This window comes from Methylomonas sp. 11b, assembly GCF_000515215.1.
Taxonomy (GTDB): Bacteria; Pseudomonadota; Gammaproteobacteria; order Methylococcales; family Methylomonadaceae; genus Methylomonas.
In genome coordinates this window covers 4323755-4345428 of the sequence record NZ_KI911557.1, presented here as the reverse complement: position 1 = coordinate 4345428, position 21674 = coordinate 4323755, and the positions used below count along the sequence as shown (strand labels likewise).

The window sequence follows — 21674 nt, the reverse complement described above, 5'->3', positions numbered from 1 at the left end:
CATTTAAGAGCATGGACACCCTAAAAAAGACGGTTGGACTTTTATTGCCGGCAATGCGCATCAGCCTGGCTTTAGCACTAATCAGTATCTGCTTGCTGTTTACGGCGGAAATGTTGGGGTTCATGCCGGATAAATCCAAATTTATGTTGGAGTCACGCAAACAAGTCAGCGAAGCGCTGGCCATTCAATTTTCCACCATCGCCCCCGATCAAGACCCACACCGCATTGAGAGAATGCTCAATGCCCTGATCAAAAGAAACCCGGACATTCTTTCCGCCGGAATCCGCTTGCAAAACGACCAATTAATTTTTCAAGTCAACGATCACGTTAAGGAATGGGCCGATTACGATAGCCAAAAATCCACTTCCACCCATTTGGTGGTGCCTATTTTTCGGGACTCGGAAAAATGGGGCGATATTGAATTTAAATTCGCGCCAATAGCCGGCGAATCGGCTTCGGATTTTCTTGAACACCCCAGTTTTAAAATGGCGATATTCTTTTTGGTCGTCGGCTTTTTTATTTACCTGACGTTCATGCTCAGAACCTTGAAAGTACTCGACCCAAGCGCCGTGATTCCCGACCGGGTCAACGCGGCTTTCGATACGCTGGCCGAGGGTGTCATCATCATTGATGAGCACGAGCAAATTGTGTTGGCCAATAATGCCTTTCTGAAAAAGATCTCCAGCCCCATGGCTGCTTTGCTGGGGAAAAAGGCCTCGCAATTAAAATGGAAAAGCGCCGACGATTCGACTACCGACACCTACCTGCCCTGGCAAACCGTTTTAAAAACCGGCAAAAGTTCGATTGGCGCGCATCTAAAATTGATTAACCCTGGCAATGACACATTTAAATTTGTGATCAATGCTTCGCCCATTCTCGGCGGCAACGATGCCGCTCAAGGGGTGTTGATTACGCTGGATGACATTACCGAAATAGAAGAACGCAATACCAAATTGCAAACCATGGTCAGCAAGTTGGAGGAAAGTCAGGCTCAGGTTAAAGAGCAAAACAAGGAATTGCACTTTCTCGCAACTAGGGACTCTCTGACCGGCTGTTTAAATCGGCGGGCATTTAACGAACTGTTTGAAAAAGCGTTTGCCGATGCGCTGCAAAACAATTTGGAGCTATCATGCATCATGGTCGACATCGACCATTTCAAACTGGTTAACGATAATTACGGTCATGCGACCGGTGACGTCATCATCAAATTGCTGGCCGAAATCTTAACCACCAACACCCGCAAAATTGATTTGGTTGGCCGCTATGGCGGCGAAGAGTTTTGCATCGTGCTGCCCGACTTAAGCGTTGACGAAGCCATTACCGTGGCCGAACGGATCCGCTTACGCATCAAATCGGAATCTGTCGCCCGTTACGAGAATGGACCATGGGTCACTGCCAGTTTAGGGGTCGCCAGCATCCTCGACCAACCGGAAGACCCGGGCGAACTGAATAAATTTGCCGATGAAGCGTTATATGTTGCCAAGGAATCGGGCCGGAACCGCGTCGTGCGCTGGCAACTACAAAACGAATTTGCGGAAAAAGTTAAATCCGACCCACAGCCCGCCGAAAAAAATCTACCTGCACCTCAAACAGAGACGGCTAAGGACGACAGTAAAGTCTCCAAATTGCAGACGCGGGTTGATGAACTTGAACAAATAGCCTCGCAAATCTCGACGGAACTGGATTATTCCAAACACTACGACAATCTTACCGGCTTGCCGAATCAGGTTTTATTTTACGACCGGGTCAATCAAGTCATTGAAAGAGGTCATCGATATAGCCATTTGGCGGCCATATTTGTGATCGATATCGGTATGTTCGGCATGATTAACGCAACCCTAGGCCGCGCGGTTGGCGACAAGGTTTTGAAAGCGATCGCCGACCGCTTGAATGTCACTTTCAGAAAAAGCGACGATATCTCGCGCTTGACGCTTTCCCGAATCGGCGGCGATGTATTCGCGGTGTTAATTCCAGAACTGTCGAATAAGGAAGCGGTTACCTGGATGGTCGAGCGTCTGATGGATGCTTTAGCCGATCCAATCGATATTGACCGCAACAGTATCTATGTTACCGGCCACATCGGCATCAGTGTGTATCCGGCCGATGCGAATTCGGTTGATGACCTGATCAACAATGCCATCACGGCCAAAACATTCTGTAAAAAAACATCATCTGAAACCAGCTTTCAGTTTTTTGACAACCAGATGCAGGCACTCTCCATCAAGCATCTGCACTTGGATAAAGAATTGCGCAGGGCCGTTCAGAGCCAAGAGTGGGAATTGTTTTACCAACCCATAATGGACATCGCCACCCAAGCTATCGTGGGAGTAGAAGCCTTGATTCGGTGGCGGCATCCCAGCAAAGGACTACTTGCACCTTTTGAATTTATCGACTTTGCCGAACAACGAGGCCTAATTGTTGCAATGGGCGAATGGGTAATCAGAACGGCATGCCAGCAACTCAAACAGTGGGAGGAGATGGGCTTTATGAATCGCAAAATTGCCGTCAACTTATCCGCGGTACAGTTGAGACAAGACGATTTTGTTGAAAAAGTCCTTGCCATCATCGCAGAATACCAAATCGCACCAAGGCAACTGGAATTGGAAGTAACGGAAACCACGTTGATGAATAATTTCCAGGCAGCATTAACGGCCTTAAAGCGGCTTAGCAGCCGCGGCATTACAATATCCATTGATGATTTCGGCACCGGCTATTCCTCTTTGAGCTACCTGAAAAACCTGCCGGTAGACAACTTAAAGATTGACAGATCCTTCATTATCGATATTTGCCATGACGAGAACGACCAAAAAATCGTCAAGATGTTGATCAACATCGCCCATTCCATGAACATGATGGTGATTGCCGAAGGCGTAGAAACCCAAAGCCAGTTCGATGTTTTGGCTGAATACGGCTGCGACGAAATTCAAGGTTATTTACTCAGCAAACCCGTCCCAGCTGAAGAGATAGTAAAAATGTTTAGCAAAGCAGGAACGGGAAGAAGCTCGACACCTTTAAGCGGCGATTCCCAAAATTAAATTGAAATCCGTGCTGTTGGTTAGAGAAGCTCTGATTAATGCAGTTTAGAGGTGGCCCCAAACCTTTAAACAGCAATTCCCAAAATTAAAGTGAAATCCCTGCTGTTGGTTAGGCTGCCATTTTGACCGGTGGCAGCAAATCGGTATAGGCCTGATGAGGCTTTTTTCGGTTCAAGCTGGAATGGGGTCGCTTGTGGTTATACCACTCGAAATAATCCAGAATCGAGGCTCTGGCTTGGCCGACGGAATCGTACGCATGTAGGTAAACCCGCTCGTATTTGACCGATCGCCACAATCGCTCGACGAAAACATTATCTCGCCAGGCGCCCCGTCCGTCCATGCTCAACTGGCAACCCTGATTTTTCACGGCATCGACAAACGCCTTGGCGGTGAATTGGCTACCCTGGTCGGTATTAACGATCTCCGGTTTACCATACAGCCGAAACGCCTGTTCCAGCACATCGACGGCATGACAGGCTTCCAGTGTAATCGCGACCTTGGCTGCCAAGACCTTCCGACTGGCCCAATCCACAACCGCAGTCAGGTAAACAAAGCCTTTTGCCATCGGAATATAGGTCGTATCCAGGGCCCAAACCTGATTGGCTCGGTTGATGGTCATGCCGCGCAGCAAGTAGGGAAAGATTTCGTGCCCTGGCGTTTTCTTGCTCGTATTAGGCTTGCAATACACGGCTTCGATGCCCATCCGCTTCACTTGTGCCCTGTGGGTATCAAGGTTTTCACATGCTTACGGCCAGTGGTGATCCCTTGTTCATTCAACTGATCTCGCAATTGCCGGGCGCCCATGAAGGGATGTTTCATGTGCAATCGATCCAGGCGTTTCATGATGTCCAGATCGCGCGCTGATAACGGCTTGGGCAGGTAGTAAACGCTACCTCGACTGATCCCCAACAGGTGCGCTTGCTGGCCAATCGACAGTTTGGATTCACGGTCTATCATCGTTTTGCGCTCAGCAATCCCGCCTTGGTGAGCGCGTTCCCTAAAAAATCGTTTTCCAAGGTCAGTTGGCCGATTTTCGCATGCAGGGCTAGCAGGTCGACTGGCGGTGATTCGGGCTCCGCGGGTTTCCCAAACACCTCGGCAGCCCGTTCGGTCAGCTGTTTCTTCCAGTCGACAATCTGGTTTTGATGAATCTCAAACTCCTGGGTCAACTGCGCCAGGGTTTTATCACCCGTCAAAGCGGCCAAGGCGACTTTGGCCTTGAAGGCCGGCGAATGTTTTCTTCTCGGTTTTTTGGACATCTTCTGCTCCATTGTTTTGTCCTTACGGACGTTCAAAAGTAGCAGGGATTTTCACTTAACCGGCTGTTCAATTTTTCGGGGCCAGCTCTGTTCGGTTTCGGCAATAAAGGCTTGCAGGTCTTCTTCGATAATCAGCGACTGGGTGATGGTATTGGCTTTGACTTCCCGGTAACCCAAGCCATCGCGCAGAAAAGGCACTAAAAATCGGTCTTGCAGGTGTAATTCATTCATCGTCGGTCAGCCATTCCGCTTTGACTTGGGCGATCACGTCATTCAATAAACTCGGACGAATGTGTAAGCTGGATTGGGCAGGTATGGCGGCTAATAACGCTAACACTTCGGCAGGGCTGCGATGTTGTTTGCGCACGGCGCGGATCAATAAACCCAAGGTGCCGTGGGCGTTGATATTGAGGTTTTTGGCGGCCAAACGGGCGGCAGTGTCGTCCGTCAGCAGCAGCGCAATGTTCTGTTGCAAACACAAGGCCAGCGCCTCGCGTTCGCCCCGATGCAAGGTGTATAAAGCCGCGACGGCATTGACTTGCGCCGAGGCCGACAGCATGGACTGTCTGAGCAGCTTTACAGCGGGATGTGATAAAGCCAGCGGCCGGTGTTGTTGCACTTCCCGCCAAACCGCATCGGGGACGATCACGGCGGCGAAATCGCCGAGCACATCCAGCGCGCCCAATTCATCCAGATGGATCAACGGCCCGGCGTCGGCGACGACCAGTGCCAATTTAGTCATCCCCATGCAAGCCCCATTGCACATCTTCCTGGATAAGGGCTTCGGTCAACGCCTCCTGATGGGATTCCAGATAGCGCCGCAGGGCATCGTTGACGATTTCCTGAAAACTGCCGGCCCAACCCTGATGCACCAGGGTTTGCGCCTGTTGGAACAGTTGATCGGGTATTTCGGCTTGTACGGTTTGGCTCATGGTCAGGTCCTCCTAAAGGATGCAGATTTTACCGGTCACGACATCGTTAATCAGGGTTTTGCGCAGTGCTTTCAGGTTGTCGATTTGGGTGTTGATAGTTTCGACGATGGCGTCGATTTTTGCGGTTTTTTCATCGAGATAATCAGCTATGGCTTTTTGTTCTGGAAGATGTGGAGAAAATACTCTTAAATTTTTAATAGTATCTTGGCTAATGTTTGGTTGTCCGCCACCGTAACTCAAAGAAATAATGAAATTTCTTTTTGAGATAAACCAATATAGTAGAAATTTACTACTAATAGTTTTACTTCCATTCAGAACACAACAAGCTTGATTAGTACAACCTTCTATCATCGCAATAGATACTTTACCGATTGTTGCTCCATACATAGCAATAATAATTGACTCTACAGGATAAATTGTCAGGCTATAGTCTTTCAAAGCTTCTTTGGTAACTTTTCTTTTACATATTTCGAGAATACCGTCATTTAGATCGCCTGTATTTATCCAGTTGATCGTACCGTTATCGTAATAAACATCCGATCCAGATTTTGGCGTTGTACCACTACCTATCTGACTAAATGACTGCGAAAGTTTTTTTAATCCCCAATGCGCCGGAATCTCACCAATCCACTCAATCCCGCTGTCTTTCATGGGCACGGTTTTATCCAGCCCGCGTGCGACGTTTGCCGTGCTCGATTTTGGAATCCACCCGAAACCGGCTTTCGATTTTGGCCAAGGCGTAAAGGGCGTCGTTCCAGTCCTGGCCGAAGGTCTGAGTCAATCGCTGGACCTTCTCGCTAATCCTATCTTCCACGCCAAATAGCATGTTGCCGCCGCCGCAGCTGCAGTCGTAAAGCTTTAACAGCTTTTCGGATGGCTGAATCTTGGAGGCGATAATCTCGGCAATCAGGCCGATGACATCATCAGGAGTATATTGCTCCCCGGCGGTTTCAGCGGAAATATCCGCCCATTTGCGCTTGATGTGCTCTTCCAGCGTGGTGATTTCGGAGTTATTGAAGGGCTTGAGGTCAATTTCGCTCCATTCCTTGGTGTAGCCCAGCAGCACGTTTTTGGCTTTCAGCTTGGTGATAACGCCTTTGATGTCCAGAAACTTCTCGCCCTCGCTGGCATCCACGCCCAGCAAATCCTTGGTTTCGCCGTCAAAGCCGTGCAAATAGGCGTCAAAATCAATCTCGAAGGATTTGTCGTTGGCGCAAATATCTTTCAGGGTTTTATGGCGCTCGAAAAGATAGCCGTTGTAACCCTGGCCCTTGTCCCTGATCATGCCAATGAAATCGTCCTGATCCATCTCCGCTAAAGTTTCTGCGCCGTATTCGGCTTTCATGTCGTCCAGCATGCGAATCAGCCGACTTTCGATCATGACCAGGGCAAAGAATGGCATCATGAAAGACGGCCACTCGGACTCTTTAATGCCGCAGCCTCTTAACAGATCGGCGGTTGCCCAGATTTTGGATTCGTATTGCAGGATATTTTGATTGTCGGCCATGGTTCCTAAGTAGATCGTATCCGTTGTTTATGTACAGTCAGGGTGCCGGCTAAATGTACAGGGTTTTGGTGGATTGCGTGTTGCGGCTTTTGAAGAAAGAATCCGCCGGTTTTTAAAGCGGATGAATTCCTGAGGTTGGACTATTCCGGTTCAACAAGCATTAAGCCGCGAATAATGGCGAATCTGCTGCCTTAGCGCAAGGTGAAATCATGAATAGGTGTGGCGCTGGTGAATTCGTTTTAATATGTTGATACGCTGTTTCTCGAAAGTGCAGAGGCGCGCGTCCAGCCTAGTCATGAAGACTATTGGGCACGCCTATCGTCCCAACGAGTTGTAGTGAGCGGGTTACATAATGCAAACCGATTGTTTTCATTGAAAATATATGCCGAAAATCCTGATCATCTACTCAACACGCGATGGGCAAACGCTGAAAATCTGCCAAAGGCTGCAATCGGTTATCGAGCAGCAGTCGCATCAAGTGACTCTGGTGCCGATTCAAGAGGTTGATCGCGTGGCGTTGCAGAGTTTCGATAAAATCGTGATGGGTGCCAGCATTCACTACGGCAATCATGGCCCTCAAGTTCTGGCTTTCATCAACCAAAACCAAACGATTTTGGACAGCAAACCCAACGCCTTTTTCTCGGTCAACGTGGTGGCTCGCAAACCGGAAAAGCAAGCGCCCAATACCAATCCCTACCTGAAGAAATTTCTCAAACGGATACCCTGGAAGCCTAAGCAGCTGGCGGCGTTTGCCGGGAAGATCGACTATCCCAGCTACAGCTCGTTTGATCGGTCCTTGATCCGCTTGATCATGATGATGACCAGGGGACCGACTGATCCGACAGCAGTTGTCGAGTTTACCGACTGGGATCAGGTGGACGCTTTTGGTCTTGCTATCAGTTCGATGGAAATCAGCGATCCTTAATGGCGCCGCCTATATATCAACACCAACATTTATTTACCGCCCCAGCGGTTGAACAAGAGGCGCATTATGGCTGCATTGGCCAAGCGTCGATCAAAGCGTTCGGGGTCGAAATCGCCGTCTGCCCATTCCCGCAAGCGTGCGGCTTCCTCTGAATCCGGTTCCTCTTGCAAGACTTCCAGAAAATCGGCATAACCTTCAACGCCACCGACATCTTCAGGCGGACAAGCCCGTTCGCCATCCAATACCCAGGCTCCGCCTTTGGGATCGTTGTCTAAGTCGCTGCGTATCGCTTCGACGGTAATCAAGTGTTCCCAGTTATCGCCCAGATCGTAGCGATACAGCATCGTGTCGTTGGTCGCCAGCAAGCGATTCAGGTAGGCTTTGCGCTCGTCCAAGAGGGCGTCCTCATCGCCAGGGTCCGGCATGGCATAAACCTTGTCATGAATCTTAAACTGATGCAGGTGAGAGTCGCTCCAGCCAAAGGCGGCCTGAATAAAGTGATGCAACTTCGCCAAGCTGATCCGGCCATCGACTTCCAGTCTGCGCCAAACCGGCGGACGAATTTCATTGGGCCTTAGCTCGATATGCAAGGTGTATAAGCAGGGTTGGCTGGTACTGCTGGCGTGTTTGTTACGAACGGACTTTTGCTCGGTCATTGCGACTCTCGAAATAGTTGATGACTTAAGTTTAACCCCAGGTCAGCAAGATTCGATTCGATAATAGTGATCGCGTGTTTTGATAAAGCGGCATAAACTGCGGGTTGAAGATGATGAAAACTCGTTTCCCGAGTTGATCGAGCGAATTGATAAAACACTGGCCCATATAAACTCATTCACCGCTGAACAAATCGACGGCTCCGAAGACAACACCATTCTGTTACCACGGCATGATCGGACATCAACCTTTACCGGCTTGGCCTACGTGACCGATTTCGTACTGCCGAACGTTTATTTTCACGTCACCACCACCTACGCTATTTTGCGACACAACGGGCTGGAAATCGGTAAGAAGAATTATCTCGGCGATGTGGGATGAAATTGAGTAGAGGGCGCGTTAGCGGACATACAGTTTGCTGAGCTGGGCGTGACATTTCGACCCGTTCCTGACAATCACTTCATTAATTTGAATGGCAGAAACGAGGCTCATAGTTGACACTTATTCTTTAATCACCATAGGGTGTGTAAGCTCTCTAAAAGTTGTGACTATTTTTCTTACGAACCCCTAATTTAATGTGATATTAAAAATTTAATGTCTTTTATTTATCTAAAATGCTTAGGCTATAAGCTTATCTAGTTCACTAAAATATTTAGCCACCTGTGCAAGATTTTTTTTCGAGTAATAAAAAATAAAATTAAGGATATCATTTTTTGTAATCAGCTAAAGCCTTGACCATGTTTATGGCATCCTTGTCTCCGCCTTGCGCAGCTTGTTGAAAAAGCTTTTTTGCGATATTTACATCTTTAGAAAAAGATTTGTCGCCAATAAAGTAAAGCCATGCCAGTCGATAAGTAGCATGTATTGAGCCCGAATCCGAAGCACTTTTGTAGGCCATTGCTGCAGTTCCAATATCCTTATCTACAATGTCAGAACCATTTTCCAACATCCCAGCCCATCTCAATTTATCGTCGGAGTTACCGATTTTAGAGGCTAAAGCAAAGCTATCATAAGCTTCCTTTGGGCTTCCATTTACTGATTGAATTTCGCCAAGCTTCCAAGCTGATGAAGAATATCCGTTGCTTGCAGAAAGTTTATACCAATGTAAAGCGCCCCCTATATCTTTAGAACCCAAACTGCCATCTTCTAAACAACTCCCGTAATTATGTTGAGCTACCGGGTGATTCATGTTGGCCGCATTCAAATAATGTGCGCAACCGACAATAGGATTTTTTTGATTGCCATCAAATCCGTTATAGATGATAGAGCCGAGCACAAACTCGTAATTGGGGTCAATTTGACCAGTAATTTTTTCTAAATTTCCTCGAGCCACACGAAAGGCTTGTGACGCAACCTGATTATCTGCAATTACCCCACCAAGACCATATAGGTAAATCACACCTTTATTATAATAACCTAGTGGCTCAACAGATTCCAAAGAACGTTGTGACCATTGAACAGCCAGCTTTTCATTCTTTTCAATTCCTGTGCCCCGCCATAACAATTGACCAAGTAATGCTTGGCAATATGGAACGCCCTCTTCAGCAGCAAACTGAACTGCTTTTGTATTAATAGGGTAATTATTACAATCCTTAATTCGATCGTTGGCTCCCGCCCAAACATTCCAACCTGATGATAAATTAATATATAAGATTATTCTTACTAATTTGATACGGCTTGAGAAAAACTTAATCATTAACTCACAACCTCAAATTAGATTTTGATGGTGACACAATAGATAGCATCCCTGAAATTACGCTAGAAATAAGATACGCTTTATCGACTTCGTCAGAGCCAATTGTTAGTTGCCCATTTTTATCTTTATCAAACAAGATTATTTCAGTTTGACCATTTTTACACTCAAATTCTAACTTAGAAAACAACCCACCTTCTCGGCACTCAAATTCTAACCTAGATAACATCCTGCCTTCTCGTACGAAGTTTATTTTATCTTGATCCGATTGAATGGAAGCAACTAACTCAGACTTATTGTCTATATATATGACTTGAATATTTGTACCTGCATGATTTGCGATAATTAGACGTCCTTTGTCATCGTATTCGTATGAATATTCACTATTTTGGATGCCATTTATAGTCAACAAAGACTTAATGCTACTATTAGATGCTGAAGAGCTATAAACATAATCTCGACTCCACTTGTTACTATGTATCGATTGTACGCGACCAGAATCATCAAACACAAAATCTGAAGAAATTATATCTTTGCTGTCAGGAGGCGACTTCTGTTCTAAATGTTTAAGGATGCCTTTATCATCGTATGAATATACTCGCTTTATGTTGTCAGAAACCGTAACAATTTCGTTGTTAACTTGTGTTCCAGAATCAGTTATTTTTAAATGATATTCCCGTCGTTCTTTAGAGGGGTATCCATATGTTTTGGGGGAAAGTCTTACAATTTCAGTAAAGTAATTCAACTCAGGACTTCCATTCATTGTTCCATAATAATATGATGTTTTAGTCCCATCTCTATCTATGACTTCGGTTGCTAGACTGTTTTTATCATATCCGATGCTCATTTTTGATTGATCGATGTATACGATTTGAGTCATATTGTGTCTGGCATCATATAAATATTGGTATATATTTGCCCCTAGATCATTACTCAAAATCAAGTTTTTATCACGATAACTATAAATAGTTATTTTTCCTGATTTCGGATTAAAAAGTCGATCAATAAATCCTTGGTCATTATAAAAAAAATAAATACTATCACTATCAAGATGAATTCCCCGAATACGTCCGTTATCTGATTGATCTCGTTCAATATTCAAGGCTTTTCCGCTATTGTCTGCTAATGAAACAAGCCGGCCCTCATTATCGAAAATATCCGTTTTACCCTCTGAAGTATAGCGATAACCGTCGATTGTCCTAATAAGATGTTGCGCTTTAAAGTTACAAGTGCAGGTATAGGTGAACTCAGTACCCAATGCAACATCAATGGGTTTGACTTTATTCTGACGTACAAGTCTATCCCATTCACTCGTTCTAAACTCTGCATCTTTGAGTTTTTCTTTAATGTCTTCATGCGCATTTTTTAAGACATTATTATCTTTATTGTTATCAAGCTTCTCATCAACTAACAGCTTTTGCATTTTTTCTAGAGAATAATTCAGTTGCTTCTCATATTTTTCATCCGATTTAATTGGTTTAAAGTAACTTACAGCTCCTTGTCCATTTTGATATATTACAGGGAGGCCTGAGGGATCGACAAACAGTCTGGTTTCAAAACTGGAGCCCCAACCAAAACCGAATAACCCGACAGTTACTGATTTAGAATTATAGGTTCTAGATACTTCTAATAAATCATTAATGTAAAAATCCGTGTAAGTGATATAAAAATTTCCATTTTTATCATTCACGCCACCTATGGCTTTTGAAGAGAAGAAAGATATGTCTAAAATCAACGTAATGATAATAATCCACTTCATCTCTGGGAATTCCATATATCCTGCCCAGATAAGACCTTAAGATCTCCAAGTCCGAGTAACCTAATAGCTTCTGACTGACCGTCATTCAAACCTTTTGAATATGCTGGAGAATTAATATCACCTTTTAAAACATTTTGAATGTACGCATTTTCTGCTTGAACCGATATGTCGCTAGAAGAATTAGAGGTGTTATTCAGTTTTTTTAACGCTTCAAGTCTTTGACCATGACTGCGGGCAAGTAAGTAAATAAATCGATCTTGATAGGGTGAGTTCAGCGCAAAGTTATTTAGTTCTTGTTCTGATTTTTTTGCAATTGCCAGTTCTGATGTACAACTGTTGTATTCAGCACTAGAAACGAAATCTTTATTTTCGGTACAAGATAGAGGACTATCTGAATTGATTATTGATTGCACAGCTATTGTTCCCGAGGCAGTTGCTAGTGCTGTTACAATTGGTATCAATACCGCAATGGGAATTCCGAGGAAAGTTCCAGGAGCTTTTGGTCTGAATGCCACCAGTCCATAAACTTTTGAAGGCCATTCGTCCAAAGGAGCAGTCCAAAGAATTCTATATTCTCCTCTTGGACTACGCTCAATATGATATTTTTCGGATGAAACTTGGCTGTAGCTTAATTCGTTCTTACTCAGCAAACCTTTTAATTCAACCCAATCATGCTCCATCAGGGGGAATGACCAATATTTACCTTCGTCATTCCACTCTAAAGGGACTTTGGTATCCGATGACTTTTCTTGCATTCCTTGATCCTTAAAATTTTATGCTCTTGGGATTAGAGAGGTGAGTCTCGTTCATTCCTAATAATTTTACTAATATCAAAAGGCTGTAGTCACGACATTTCAAATTAGTACCTATGGGGCCGATCGCACAAGGAACAGAACGCTTTACATTTTGGTCGCCCTGCTCCCTGACACCATGTATTGTGAGCTGCTAGTAAACGTTTTGCTGTCAAACTATTATTCTCGACAAAAGTCGGATTTTGGCCGAAGCTGTGAATACACAACTCTTAATAGCTGGCCTTACGGGTTTAACCTGTCAAGGCTAGCCTTCCCCGAGGCGGTCCCGGTTAGCTTGGCGTTAGACGCTGAATCAGAAAAATAAAATAATTTTGAAGGATTACTACCTATGGCTACAAGCATAAACTTTGCAAAAGCGTCAGTCAGCATACTACGGCTCATCTGCACGATAGCCCTATTCGCAATATTTGCCACACCAAGCTTGGCCAAATCAATCAGGATGACTATTTACGATGACGGCAAATCTTGCCCCGCTAGTTGCAATGCCCATGTGGTTTTTGGGGAAAGTTTAAACGGAACCGATTTTGCCCATGACCCTCGAACTCCGAAGGCACCTTTCAATAAATGTTCAATCGGCTCTTCCTGCGAAATTTGCTTTGACGACAAATCCCCGACTTCCTGCATGAAGGCAGAATATCAAGGCGGCGGGCCGCATGCTGACACATTCGATTTCACACCGAACTTTTATAAGGAAAACTGCCCGATTGCTTCAATTCCTAGCCAACTAAAAAACCAGTGCGCGGCGTTCCACAAGGCCGCGAAGCCTTTGGTAAACAAGACCAACTGCATCCAAAACCCCGGAGATACCAAGTGCGTTGCCATCATTAAAACCGCCGACACGTCACAAACAACCGACTTGCCTTTATACGACCAATGTAAAAAGGAAGGCGAGGCCAAATTCAATAGAGATCGACCTATCGAAGAGCAGCGCAGCAATGATTGCGCTTACGAACAAAAAGGAACCGGCGGCCCGAACTCTAAGGGGAATAGATGGAAACGGCTACTACCTGGGGCGTGCAGGACAGGCACTTATGTAGGCAAAGACGGTTTAGATTGCTGCACGGGAATTGTTGTCGCGGATGGGCCATTGGGTAGTGAGTGCCGGAACTTCTATCAATAGCCCGCGCAGAGCCTAACTCGGGGCCAAGCAGGAGCGCGGTTATAATGCGGTTTTATTTTTTCAGCGTCCGCGCCGCACCCGGTTAGCTCCACGTTGAATGACTGCTCTGAGGCCATCACTTTCCATTGACCTAAAAAGCTTGAAGGTCGGCTGCTGGCCGATACCGCCAATAAACTAGTAACTCCCATTTCTGGTAAAGAACGTAAACCCAAGCAAATTCTCGGATGGCAAAGCGATGAGCTTTTACTCGGACTTTGCTGTCCAGCCGCAAGCCCTTCAATGCTTCAGATTCCCGTAATTGACAATTGTCCATTACGGCTACTTTTTTGTCCTCACTGTTCAAACCTGTAAAACTGCCAGCCGATTTCAGCATGATTATCGGTTGTAGCCCCAGAAAGCTTAGGCTGGGATAAGTCATTGAATATGTTATACTATATCAACAGCAATCATCTTTCGTTTGATCGCTGTTCACGCCCTCCGCCCCTCGACGCTTCCATAGCATGACGCCTTTTTTTCATCGGGTTTGATCATCCGCTGCGTGTTCGTACGCCTGTCGTTTTGTGTGGGTTAGTCCGAGGTCCGGTGGGATTTGCTTGTTTATTGTTGTTTACTTCATAACAGGAGACATTTGATGTCAATTACCACCCTTGATAATGCCAGTCCGTTGCTACAGGTGTTAGCCGACGGTTTAAAAACCGCTTGCCGGGATTACACGCAGACGGTGCAACAGCCCGCTTCTTATGCTCTAACCCTGGAACTGGGCCATACCGTGCGCTATTTAGCCCGCTGTGTCACGCTGGTGTTATGCGCGGCACTGGGTGAGCACGATCCCGATTTAGAGGAGTTGGACAATCTGAGTCTGACTGACCTCAGCGGTGAAGACGATGACGAACAGGAATAAGCTCAATTGCTTCGGTCAAGTCAATCTCTTGGTCTTAAGGCGGCTTACCTTGAGAACTAGTCTGATTATTCGCTTCGCCGAGGGAGGACACAACTATGTCCAGTGATGCCGAGCACGAAGACGCTGGCGTTCACCCGTGTCTGCCGCAACCGCGTTTCGAGTCTGGGGAGTTGGTGGCGACGCCGGGGGCTTTGGCCGTGCTGGAACGCTTAGGGATAAGCCCCTTCGATTTACTGGGCCGTCATATCCGCGGCGATTGGGGCGATGTCTGTGCCGAGGATGCCAAGGCCAATGAGGACGCCTTACGCAGTGGCTCACGACTCCTGTCAGCCTATTACATTCCCACCCCAGCAGCGAATAGCCCTGCAACGGGGTTAGCAAAGCTTTGGTTGATTACCGAGGCAGATCGTAGCGTGACCACCATTCTGTTACCTGAGGACTATTGAACAGCGTCTGCCTGTTCGTTATCTCGTGCCATTTTTTTAACACTGATTGATTTCGTAAATACTTTGGAGAACTTCTCATGACAAAAAAAACTACCCAACCCGCATTAGATTCTAATACCCCCGCTAAAACCGCTGCAGAGACTGGCCCAACCGATAGTGCAAGTACCGGTACGGCGACTGCTAAAGGCGGGACAACCACTGCCGGTAAAACCGCGTCGGTCAAACCTGCAAAAAATCAACCTTCGCCTCAGCAAGTCAAGGAATCGGCTGTGGCTGGCGATGACGCTACTGGCCAAGATAACGGCGTTGGCGTTGGCGATGGTACTGGCACGGATGCTGATGCTAATGGTGACGATGATACCGAGAGTGGTACCGATAATGGTGTTCTTGACGGTGATGGTGATACTGATACTGATCAGGCTGGAGTTGACGATGCTGGGATTAGCGCCCCTGCAACGATTGCCGCAGATGCTGATGCAGAAACCAACATTGGGCGCACACGTACACTGGTTGGCAAAAGCACCGGCAAAGCCTCTGACACCAAAGGTGAGCTCTCGCCGGAAATCGTGGAACTGGTCACGGAGTTGCGCGATACGGTCAAGCAACTTGCCCCTAATCGGCATACGCCTAAGACCTTGAAACGGGCTTTGTCGAATGTCACCGCGATTCTGCAGGACATCGACAGTCTCTACCAACAGGCCGAATAACCGCTATTCACCGTGATAAGCGCTTGTCAGTTGTACTAATTCTGAACTGACGCACCTTTTTTTAAATCCCGACGTGACTTTTCCTGATGAGCCTCACCGCTCAGGCTGAGTCACGCCCATCGTTTTTGGAGTATTGACGATGACCGATCAGCATCCGCACCATCATCCCTTTCAAGTACACGAACTGCCTGGCCATTTTCTGATACTACGGCCCGTTACCGAAGCGGAAATAGTGGCGATGGCCAAGCATTTAATCGCGCAGCAGTTCATCCGTGGTCAGGCCTTACCACTTCAGAAGCGCTGGTTGAGCATTTCCAGCTACTGCGTTCGGTACGTTTTAAGCCGAGTTACAACATTGCGTCCAGTCGAAAAATACTAAATGTAGTAGAGTTGGATGACCACTCACGCAAATCGGTGAATCTGTTTTGGGGGTTGGTGCCTTCGTGGGCTAAGGACACTAGGAACAGTGGCCATTTGATCAATGCTCGGGTGGAAACGATGAGGGAAAAGCCTTCGTTCCGTTCGGCATTCAAACACCGCCGCTGCTTGATTCCCACCACCGGTTTTTACGAATGGGCGCGACTCGATGGCAAACAACCGTTTCACATTCACCGCCGAGATCATGGCCTATTTGCTTTCGCCGGCCTTTGGGAACAATGGTAACACGAGGCCGAAACCCTTTATTCCTGCACCATCATTACAACTGCGGCCAACGCACTCATGCAGCCCATTCACGAGCGGATGCCAGTAATTGTGTTGCCTCAGCATTACCAAGAGTGGCTAGACAAAACCGCCTATGCGGACCAGGCTTTTACGCTGCTTGATAACACGGCCTACGATCAAATAACAACCACTCTAGTCAGTGACCGGATCAATAACGGTAGGCATAATGACGAACGATGTATTCAACCCTTAGCGATTAGCGCCACGCTTAACCAGTGCTAACCCTCTAAGAAGAGATTCCGATACCTGATTCCGGATACTATTGACCGAGCAAGATCGACCCATACTTGACTGTCGCGTTTCTCCAAAGCGGTCAAATACCCAAACATCGTTTTTAGGGTTTCGCTTCTTCAAAGCAGCCTTTCGTGGTCTCCGGCAGTCGGCCATTTGCTGACCATCGTGCTTATAAAGTCATTGGCAAGAAAAACCCATAGAGCAGCCATTCAAAATGAGGATAAATTCATTGAGATCAGTGTTTAGCTTAATGGCCTAGGCAATCGGCGTTTCGTTTTGCGAGCCTCGTTCGTGCTTTTTACCTCGGAGTTCAATACCTAAACGCGGTGAATTCTTTTTCAATGGGAATTCGTGAATTGAAGATACAGTTTGTGCGCATGGAAATTGAACTTTTTAAGGAACGACCTTGCTTTTCCAGTGAAATTTAGAGCTGGTTTACAAATATTCTATAAACCAGTGACTAGTGACTGGTTTTATATACTAGACTTTAGCAGGCTGGTGAAAAACTCCCAAAGCCGAAGCCATCAAGACAGATAGCCTCACCAAACAGGTAAAATAACGCATCTAAATTGGAGAGCCCCCAATGCGCGGACACGATGCCATCCAAAACAGCTGGTTCAGCTATGTCAGCCTGGAAGACCCCATTCCCAAGCAGCATCCGTTGCGTCGTTTACGGCTATTGGTCGACGGCGTCTTGGCCTCGATGGACGGGGTGTTTGCCGAGCGTTACTCCCACACTGGTCGCCCGTCGATTGCCCCCGAAAAACTGCTGCGCGCCTTGCTGTTACAAGTGCTGTACACGATCCGTAGTGAACGGCAATTGATGGAACAGCTGGACTACAACCTGCTGTTCCGTTGGTTTGTCGGGCTGGGCATCGACGATGCCGTCTGGGAGCGCACGGTATTCAGCGCCATCAACGAACTCAAAGCACGAGACATCAAAGCCCATGTGGCCCGTAAAAAGACCGGCAGTGCCGTTGATGGCCGCACCGCGCGTGGCAAAGGCTATGCTCAAAGCCTCAAGCGCCGCTTCTTCGTCGAAGAAGCCTTCGGCTGGATCAAGACGGTGGGCGGCCTGCGCAAAACCCGTCACATCGGTTTAGCCAAAGTCGCCGGCCAAGCCTTGTTTTGCTTCGCCGCCTATAACTTGACGCGGTTGCTCAACCTGTTGGTGTTCACGCCAAAAGCGGCGTGGAGCTCGCCCACCTAGGGCGACGTGCGCCTGAGCACCGTCCAAAGACGGCTGCAGGCAGATAAAAAGCCCTTTAAACCAGGGGAAATTCGTTGAAACTTGGCTTCATGATCAATTTCAACGCAAAAATTTACCACTGGCGTGGGTAAGGGAAAATATGCCTGGGTTTTTCACCAACCTGTTAGGTGTGAACGCTTCTTCTGTCCGCTACCATTGAGCTATTTCCATACAAATTAAGCTAGTGCTTATTAGCTATTCTAACAACAAAAGGAAAAACATGAGTCACATCAACGTTTATCTCCGTGAAAACTTAAGTAGAATTTCGGCTAAAAATATTTCGATCGCTCCGCAAATCGACGAAAAAAAACTCAACAATGCGATTAAGTCTTTTGGCTACTCGGGAAGCCCAAGCAGCATTATTGCTTTATTTGACGACAGTATGTTCGGGAACGGTAAGGATGGATTGTTATTTACTGGTGAGCAGCTCATATATCGCGCAACTTTCTCTGATCCAATAAAAGTCACATATAATTCAATTGCTTCTGTGGAATACAAGGAAGCGCTAACTGGTAGCAAACAGGACAAGATTGAACGGAGCATAGAGCTAACTACACATGATGGCAGCGTCGTCGTAATTGGTAATATGCTCGAATTAGACTACCAGAAGCTTACTGAAATATTGCAAAAAACTATCAGCGATTTTGACGATTATAAAGAAGAGAAGCAGCTCATTTCGATTGATGAAATGAGCGAATCGCTCAAAGTCGCTTACGTCAAAGCTATCATCAATATGGCTTATGACAACGATGATGTCGTCGATGATAAAGAGTTTGCTGAGATATTACTTCTCATGACTCGTCTCGACCTTAGCACCGAATCACGATTCAGCTTGCGGGCCTATATGGCTTCGACAGAGGAAGTCACTCCCTTTGAACAATTGATTGCAGAAATTGATAATGAATGCCCAGATGGACAGGGTAAATCGCTGCATATTTCGTTGACCAAAGATCTGATCAATTTATATTTATGCACGGGCGGATCGTCGATTCAGGATTTTGCATTCTTCCAGAAGAACCGTCATTTGCTTAAGGTGACGGACGAAGAGGTAGAGCTCACTGTAATGGCAATTCAGAACGATCATAACATGCTGAAGGATGACTTCACTGATGATCAAATTGTCAGTGCATTAAAAGCCTTAACTGCAAAAGCTGCTGCCGTGGGTACGCCATTGGCAGCGGTTTATTTATCTGGCTCCGTCGTAGGGATGTCTGCCGCGGGATTAACATCGGGTCTCGCCACGCTAGGAATGGGCGGTATATTAGGGCTTTCCAGTATGGCGAGCGGTATCGGTGTTGCTGTGCTACTGGGGGTGGGGGCTTATGCCGGTGTTCGTAAACTCACGGGCGCTAATGAGCACACTCGTTCCAAACGTCGTGAACTCATGTTAAATGAAGTTATCAAGCAGACCCAGACTACCATTTCATTGTTAATCCAAGACATTAATTACATTACAGTAAAACTTAATGAGTTTATTTTGGCACATGGCACACAGGATGCCCAAATCAAAAAACTGATGAGTTTGATGAGTCAGATGACCGCTGCTGGAACCGTTCTTACAGGTAAATCAAATTCCGCCCAAAGTAGCGCGACTAAACTACGCTGCGCACAATATCTTGACGAAAACAAGCTGAAAACACTAACCCGTGAACCCACCAAAATGGAGCTATATAATTTCATAATGAGTTTTTACGAGGAAAGGAAATTCACGGAAGAAAAAGATGGTGAAACGCGAGATGTTATCAAGCTAACAATTAAGAAAAATCAGGCCATTAAAGACCTTGAAAATCTTGCCAAAGCATTTGAGGCTGTTGGTTATTTCAATGTCACTGACGTGCTGAAAGGAACAGCTGCCGACGTTGCCGGTAAGGCTAAAGGTAAACTGGCGGAACTACTTTCGTGACAAAAAAAAACAAATTTGACGATCAAGCTCATGCTCTGATTGTTCAAAAACATCAGCTTGATAGCACCCAAGCGCAGCTTGGGCGGATGAATAGTACTCTGGATGTCATGAGTATTGAGCAACGTTGTAACCAGGAGTTGGTGGAAACACTTTTGTTTCAAGCGCAGTCGATAGTTGAAGAAACAGATATTGTATTTGAAACCGAGGAAAACGATGCTCTATTGATTGAAAAATCGATCTATGTAACCTCAAGTGAAATTCAGATTGCTCATCAAATATTTTCTACCCTCGATCACATAGCAGTCTCGGCCGAAACTGATTGGGGCGATTACATCGACAATGTTGATGCCTATGCGACTCGGCATGACATTGACTTTGGAAAAGACCCGTTCCGCGATTTGATGAGCGTTAGTCAGCGTATTGCGTTGAAAAAACGTATAAAGGAAGAGTTCTCTCTAAAAGGTGCAAATTGCGATAAATACGATTACATGATCGCTGGTACTTGCGGCTTGATCGGTGGACTAATTGACGTGTTTTTTGTTGGACTACCCGGTCAGGGAGCTTTGACACATTTTACTGACGATCTAACAAATACTGCAGTTCAAAAATTTGCAAGGTTCAATGGTTGGAGTGGTCCGCGAGAAGGACATGATGCAACTGCAAGCGCAATTGGTTTTTTAGAGCAAAACTTCAAAGTCAACTACGATCATCGCCACGGTGGTGATGTAGATGGTCTTTTCAAAATGAGCACTAAGAATCACCACATCAAAAGCTTGGGTCACTCTCCTGATTTAGTTGGTCTTTTTTTCTCAATAGTTGATCAGTTCAATAGTACTGCACATTTTGTTGACGGCGGGCGCATTATCACAATTGATACTAAAACTTTTGAACTACAGGGAGCTGATGTAATTTCCAAATTTTTCGCCGGATTTACTAATTGGCTGGGACATTTATTTTCAGATGTTGCAGGATCTTCTGGTGCAGAAGGCAGAGGGTCAGGTATACCTATTCCATTTTATTCACTACTTCAATTTATAAACTTTGGTGAGTTTGGGCAGCATAGGCAAACTTTCGCAAAGGTAGCAGTTCAGGTCTTTGAGAATGGCTACGATTTACGTCATGGGATGGCACTATCCATACCTGTACTAATCACCGAGCTACTTACTAGACTGATGTGGACAGTCAAACAACGCTTTTACCATAAAAAATCGTGGGATAGTTGCATTCCTAGTGCTAGCAACCCTGAACTTCGAAGAATGTTGCTGATTGGTCATGGTTCACTCTGTTTGGTAGATACAACCGATGCTGCACTTAGATCTGGTGGCAATATGATTCAATTTATGCTCAGAAGTAATCTCTTGGCTTGGGCTCGTTTTGGTACGCTTACACTGAAAGAACTTAATGCCTGGTATAGAAAGGGAGGGATTGATGATGAAGCGGTCGATGCTTACCTTGATGCCGAATATACTCGCTTACTAGCCTCTTAGATCTTTACAGTCCATTTATTGCCTGTCTGATCAACATCAATTTGCAGTCACTGAAATAGTTATGCAGACAGTCTGGTTTGGGTCGCCTGACGACCGTCAGCTCATCAGATTCATCGCCCGGAAGCCGTCATTGAATTCCGATACCCGAAAGCCGCCGTTCGTCAACGAGTCCAACCGACCCATTCTTGTCGGTCACGTTTCTCAAAACCGGCCAGCCATCCAATGCAGATTCTGCGAACTAGAGGTCTATAAAGCCGTCACTGGCGACCGCCCCCCTATCTGCTCTTAAAAAACACCGCCCTTCCAATTAAATTGATCGAATTTTGCA

The 21674-nt window shown here is 46.1% G+C and carries 20 protein-coding genes and 2 pseudogenes; 12 read left to right on the top strand and 10 right to left on the bottom strand.

Annotation, left to right across the window (positions count from 1 at the left end; translation table 11 throughout):
- Window positions 1-11: 11 nt before the first annotated feature.
- Window positions 12-3035, top strand: coding sequence for an EAL domain-containing protein (locus tag METH11B_RS28025; RefSeq protein ID WP_026603721.1), 3024 nt, complete (start codon window positions 12-14; stop codon window positions 3033-3035).
- Window positions 3036-3144: 109 nt separating this feature from the next.
- Here the strand turns inward: METH11B_RS28025 and METH11B_RS27175 are convergent.
- From METH11B_RS27175 to METH11B_RS0121010, 6 genes and pseudogenes are all read right to left on the bottom strand, one after another.
- Window positions 3145-4294, bottom strand: a pseudogene (locus METH11B_RS27175) (IS3 family transposase).
- Window positions 4295-4345: 51 nt separating this feature from the next.
- Window positions 4346-4525, bottom strand: coding sequence for a hypothetical protein (locus tag METH11B_RS0121030; RefSeq protein ID WP_026603720.1), 180 nt, complete (start codon window positions 4523-4525; stop codon window positions 4346-4348).
- The gene (locus tag METH11B_RS29585; RefSeq protein ID WP_026603719.1) at window positions 4518-5036 is read right to left on the bottom strand and encodes a hypothetical protein; all 519 of its coding nucleotides are present in this window, start codon (window positions 5034-5036) and stop codon (window positions 4518-4520) included. The genes METH11B_RS0121030 and METH11B_RS29585 overlap by 8 nt, the downstream gene beginning before the upstream one ends.
- Entirely contained in the window at window positions 5029-5226 is a 198-nt protein-coding gene (locus METH11B_RS0121020) for a hypothetical protein (protein ID WP_026603718.1), read from the bottom strand. The genes METH11B_RS29585 and METH11B_RS0121020 overlap by 8 nt, the downstream gene beginning before the upstream one ends.
- A gap of 12 nt (window positions 5227-5238) precedes the next feature.
- Entirely contained in the window at window positions 5239-5877 is a 639-nt protein-coding gene (locus tag METH11B_RS28855) for a restriction endonuclease subunit S (RefSeq protein WP_026603717.1), read from the bottom strand.
- Between the two features lie 10 nt (window positions 5878-5887).
- A complete protein-coding gene (locus METH11B_RS0121010) occupies window positions 5888-6733 on the bottom strand; it encodes an N-6 DNA methylase (RefSeq protein ID WP_026603716.1) in 846 nt (281 codons plus the stop codon).
- 382 nt (window positions 6734-7115) lie between these two features.
- On the opposite strand from METH11B_RS0121010, the gene hemG reads away from it, so the two are divergent.
- Window positions 7116-7658: a menaquinone-dependent protoporphyrinogen IX dehydrogenase gene (hemG, locus tag METH11B_RS0121005; RefSeq protein ID WP_026603715.1), complete on the top strand. Its 543-nt coding sequence runs from the start codon at window positions 7116-7118 to the stop codon at window positions 7656-7658.
- Between the two features lie 29 nt (window positions 7659-7687).
- Here the strand turns inward: hemG and METH11B_RS0121000 are convergent, their stop codons facing one another.
- The gene (locus METH11B_RS0121000; RefSeq protein WP_026603714.1) at window positions 7688-8314 is read right to left on the bottom strand and encodes a plasmid pRiA4b ORF-3 family protein; all 627 of its coding nucleotides are present in this window, start codon (window positions 8312-8314) and stop codon (window positions 7688-7690) included.
- A gap of 79 nt (window positions 8315-8393) precedes the next feature.
- Here METH11B_RS0121000 and METH11B_RS0120995 point away from each other — a divergent pair, with 79 nt between their 5' ends.
- Window positions 8394-8693 (top strand): DUF1993 family protein, encoded by a 300-nt coding sequence (locus METH11B_RS0120995; protein ID WP_026603713.1) that lies wholly within the window; start codon window positions 8394-8396, stop codon window positions 8691-8693.
- Between the two features lie 325 nt (window positions 8694-9018).
- On the opposite strand, the gene METH11B_RS0120990 is transcribed toward METH11B_RS0120995, so the two are convergent.
- Genes METH11B_RS0120990 through METH11B_RS0120980 form a run of 3 tightly spaced genes read right to left on the bottom strand, consistent with a single transcriptional unit; the run spans window position 9019 to window position 12519 of the window.
- Window positions 9019-10008, bottom strand: a complete 990-nt coding sequence (locus tag METH11B_RS0120990; protein WP_026603712.1) for a tetratricopeptide repeat protein — start codon at window positions 10006-10008, stop codon at window positions 9019-9021.
- 4 nt (window positions 10009-10012) lie between these two features.
- Complete coding sequence (locus METH11B_RS0120985; RefSeq protein WP_155931169.1) at window positions 10013-11764, bottom strand: DUF6531 domain-containing protein; 1752 nt, start codon at window positions 11762-11764, stop codon at window positions 10013-10015.
- Window positions 11761-12519: a hypothetical protein gene (locus tag METH11B_RS0120980; protein ID WP_026603710.1), complete on the bottom strand. Its 759-nt coding sequence runs from the start codon at window positions 12517-12519 to the stop codon at window positions 11761-11763. Before METH11B_RS0120980 ends, METH11B_RS0120985 begins: the two co-directional genes overlap by 4 nt.
- A gap of 385 nt (window positions 12520-12904) precedes the next feature.
- Here METH11B_RS0120980 and METH11B_RS29265 point away from each other — a divergent pair, with 385 nt between their 5' ends.
- The 9 genes and pseudogenes from METH11B_RS29265 (at window position 12905) to METH11B_RS0120925 (ending at window position 21346) form a co-directional block, all read left to right on the top strand.
- The gene (locus METH11B_RS29265) at window positions 12905-13696 is read left to right on the top strand and encodes a hypothetical protein (RefSeq protein WP_155931168.1); all 792 of its coding nucleotides are present in this window, start codon (window positions 12905-12907) and stop codon (window positions 13694-13696) included.
- A 631-nt stretch (window positions 13697-14327) separates the two neighbouring features.
- Entirely contained in the window at window positions 14328-14597 is a 270-nt protein-coding gene (locus METH11B_RS0120965; RefSeq protein ID WP_026603707.1) for a hypothetical protein, read from the top strand.
- Window positions 14598-14692: 95 nt separating this feature from the next.
- The gene (locus METH11B_RS0120960) at window positions 14693-15043 is read left to right on the top strand and encodes a hypothetical protein (RefSeq protein ID WP_026603706.1); all 351 of its coding nucleotides are present in this window, start codon (window positions 14693-14695) and stop codon (window positions 15041-15043) included.
- Window positions 15044-15120: 77 nt separating this feature from the next.
- The gene (locus METH11B_RS0120955) at window positions 15121-15750 is read left to right on the top strand and encodes a hypothetical protein (protein ID WP_026603705.1); all 630 of its coding nucleotides are present in this window, start codon (window positions 15121-15123) and stop codon (window positions 15748-15750) included.
- 139 nt (window positions 15751-15889) lie between these two features.
- Entirely contained in the window at window positions 15890-16129 is a 240-nt protein-coding gene (locus METH11B_RS0120950; RefSeq protein WP_026603704.1) for a hypothetical protein, read from the top strand.
- Window positions 16051-16695 (top strand): annotated as a pseudogene (locus METH11B_RS27165) (SOS response-associated peptidase). The gene METH11B_RS0120950 and the pseudogene METH11B_RS27165 overlap by 79 nt, the downstream one beginning before the upstream one ends.
- 595 nt (window positions 16696-17290) lie before the next feature.
- Window positions 17291-17917, top strand: coding sequence for a transposase (locus METH11B_RS28020; protein ID WP_026603702.1), 627 nt, complete (start codon window positions 17291-17293; stop codon window positions 17915-17917).
- A 259-nt stretch (window positions 17918-18176) separates the two neighbouring features.
- Window positions 18177-19859, top strand: a complete 1683-nt coding sequence (locus tag METH11B_RS0120930) for a hypothetical protein (RefSeq protein ID WP_026603701.1) — start codon at window positions 18177-18179, stop codon at window positions 19857-19859.
- Complete coding sequence (locus METH11B_RS0120925) at window positions 19856-21346, top strand: hypothetical protein (RefSeq protein ID WP_026603700.1); 1491 nt, start codon at window positions 19856-19858, stop codon at window positions 21344-21346. Before METH11B_RS0120930 ends, METH11B_RS0120925 begins: the two co-directional genes overlap by 4 nt.
- Window positions 21347-21674 lie beyond the last annotated feature (328 nt).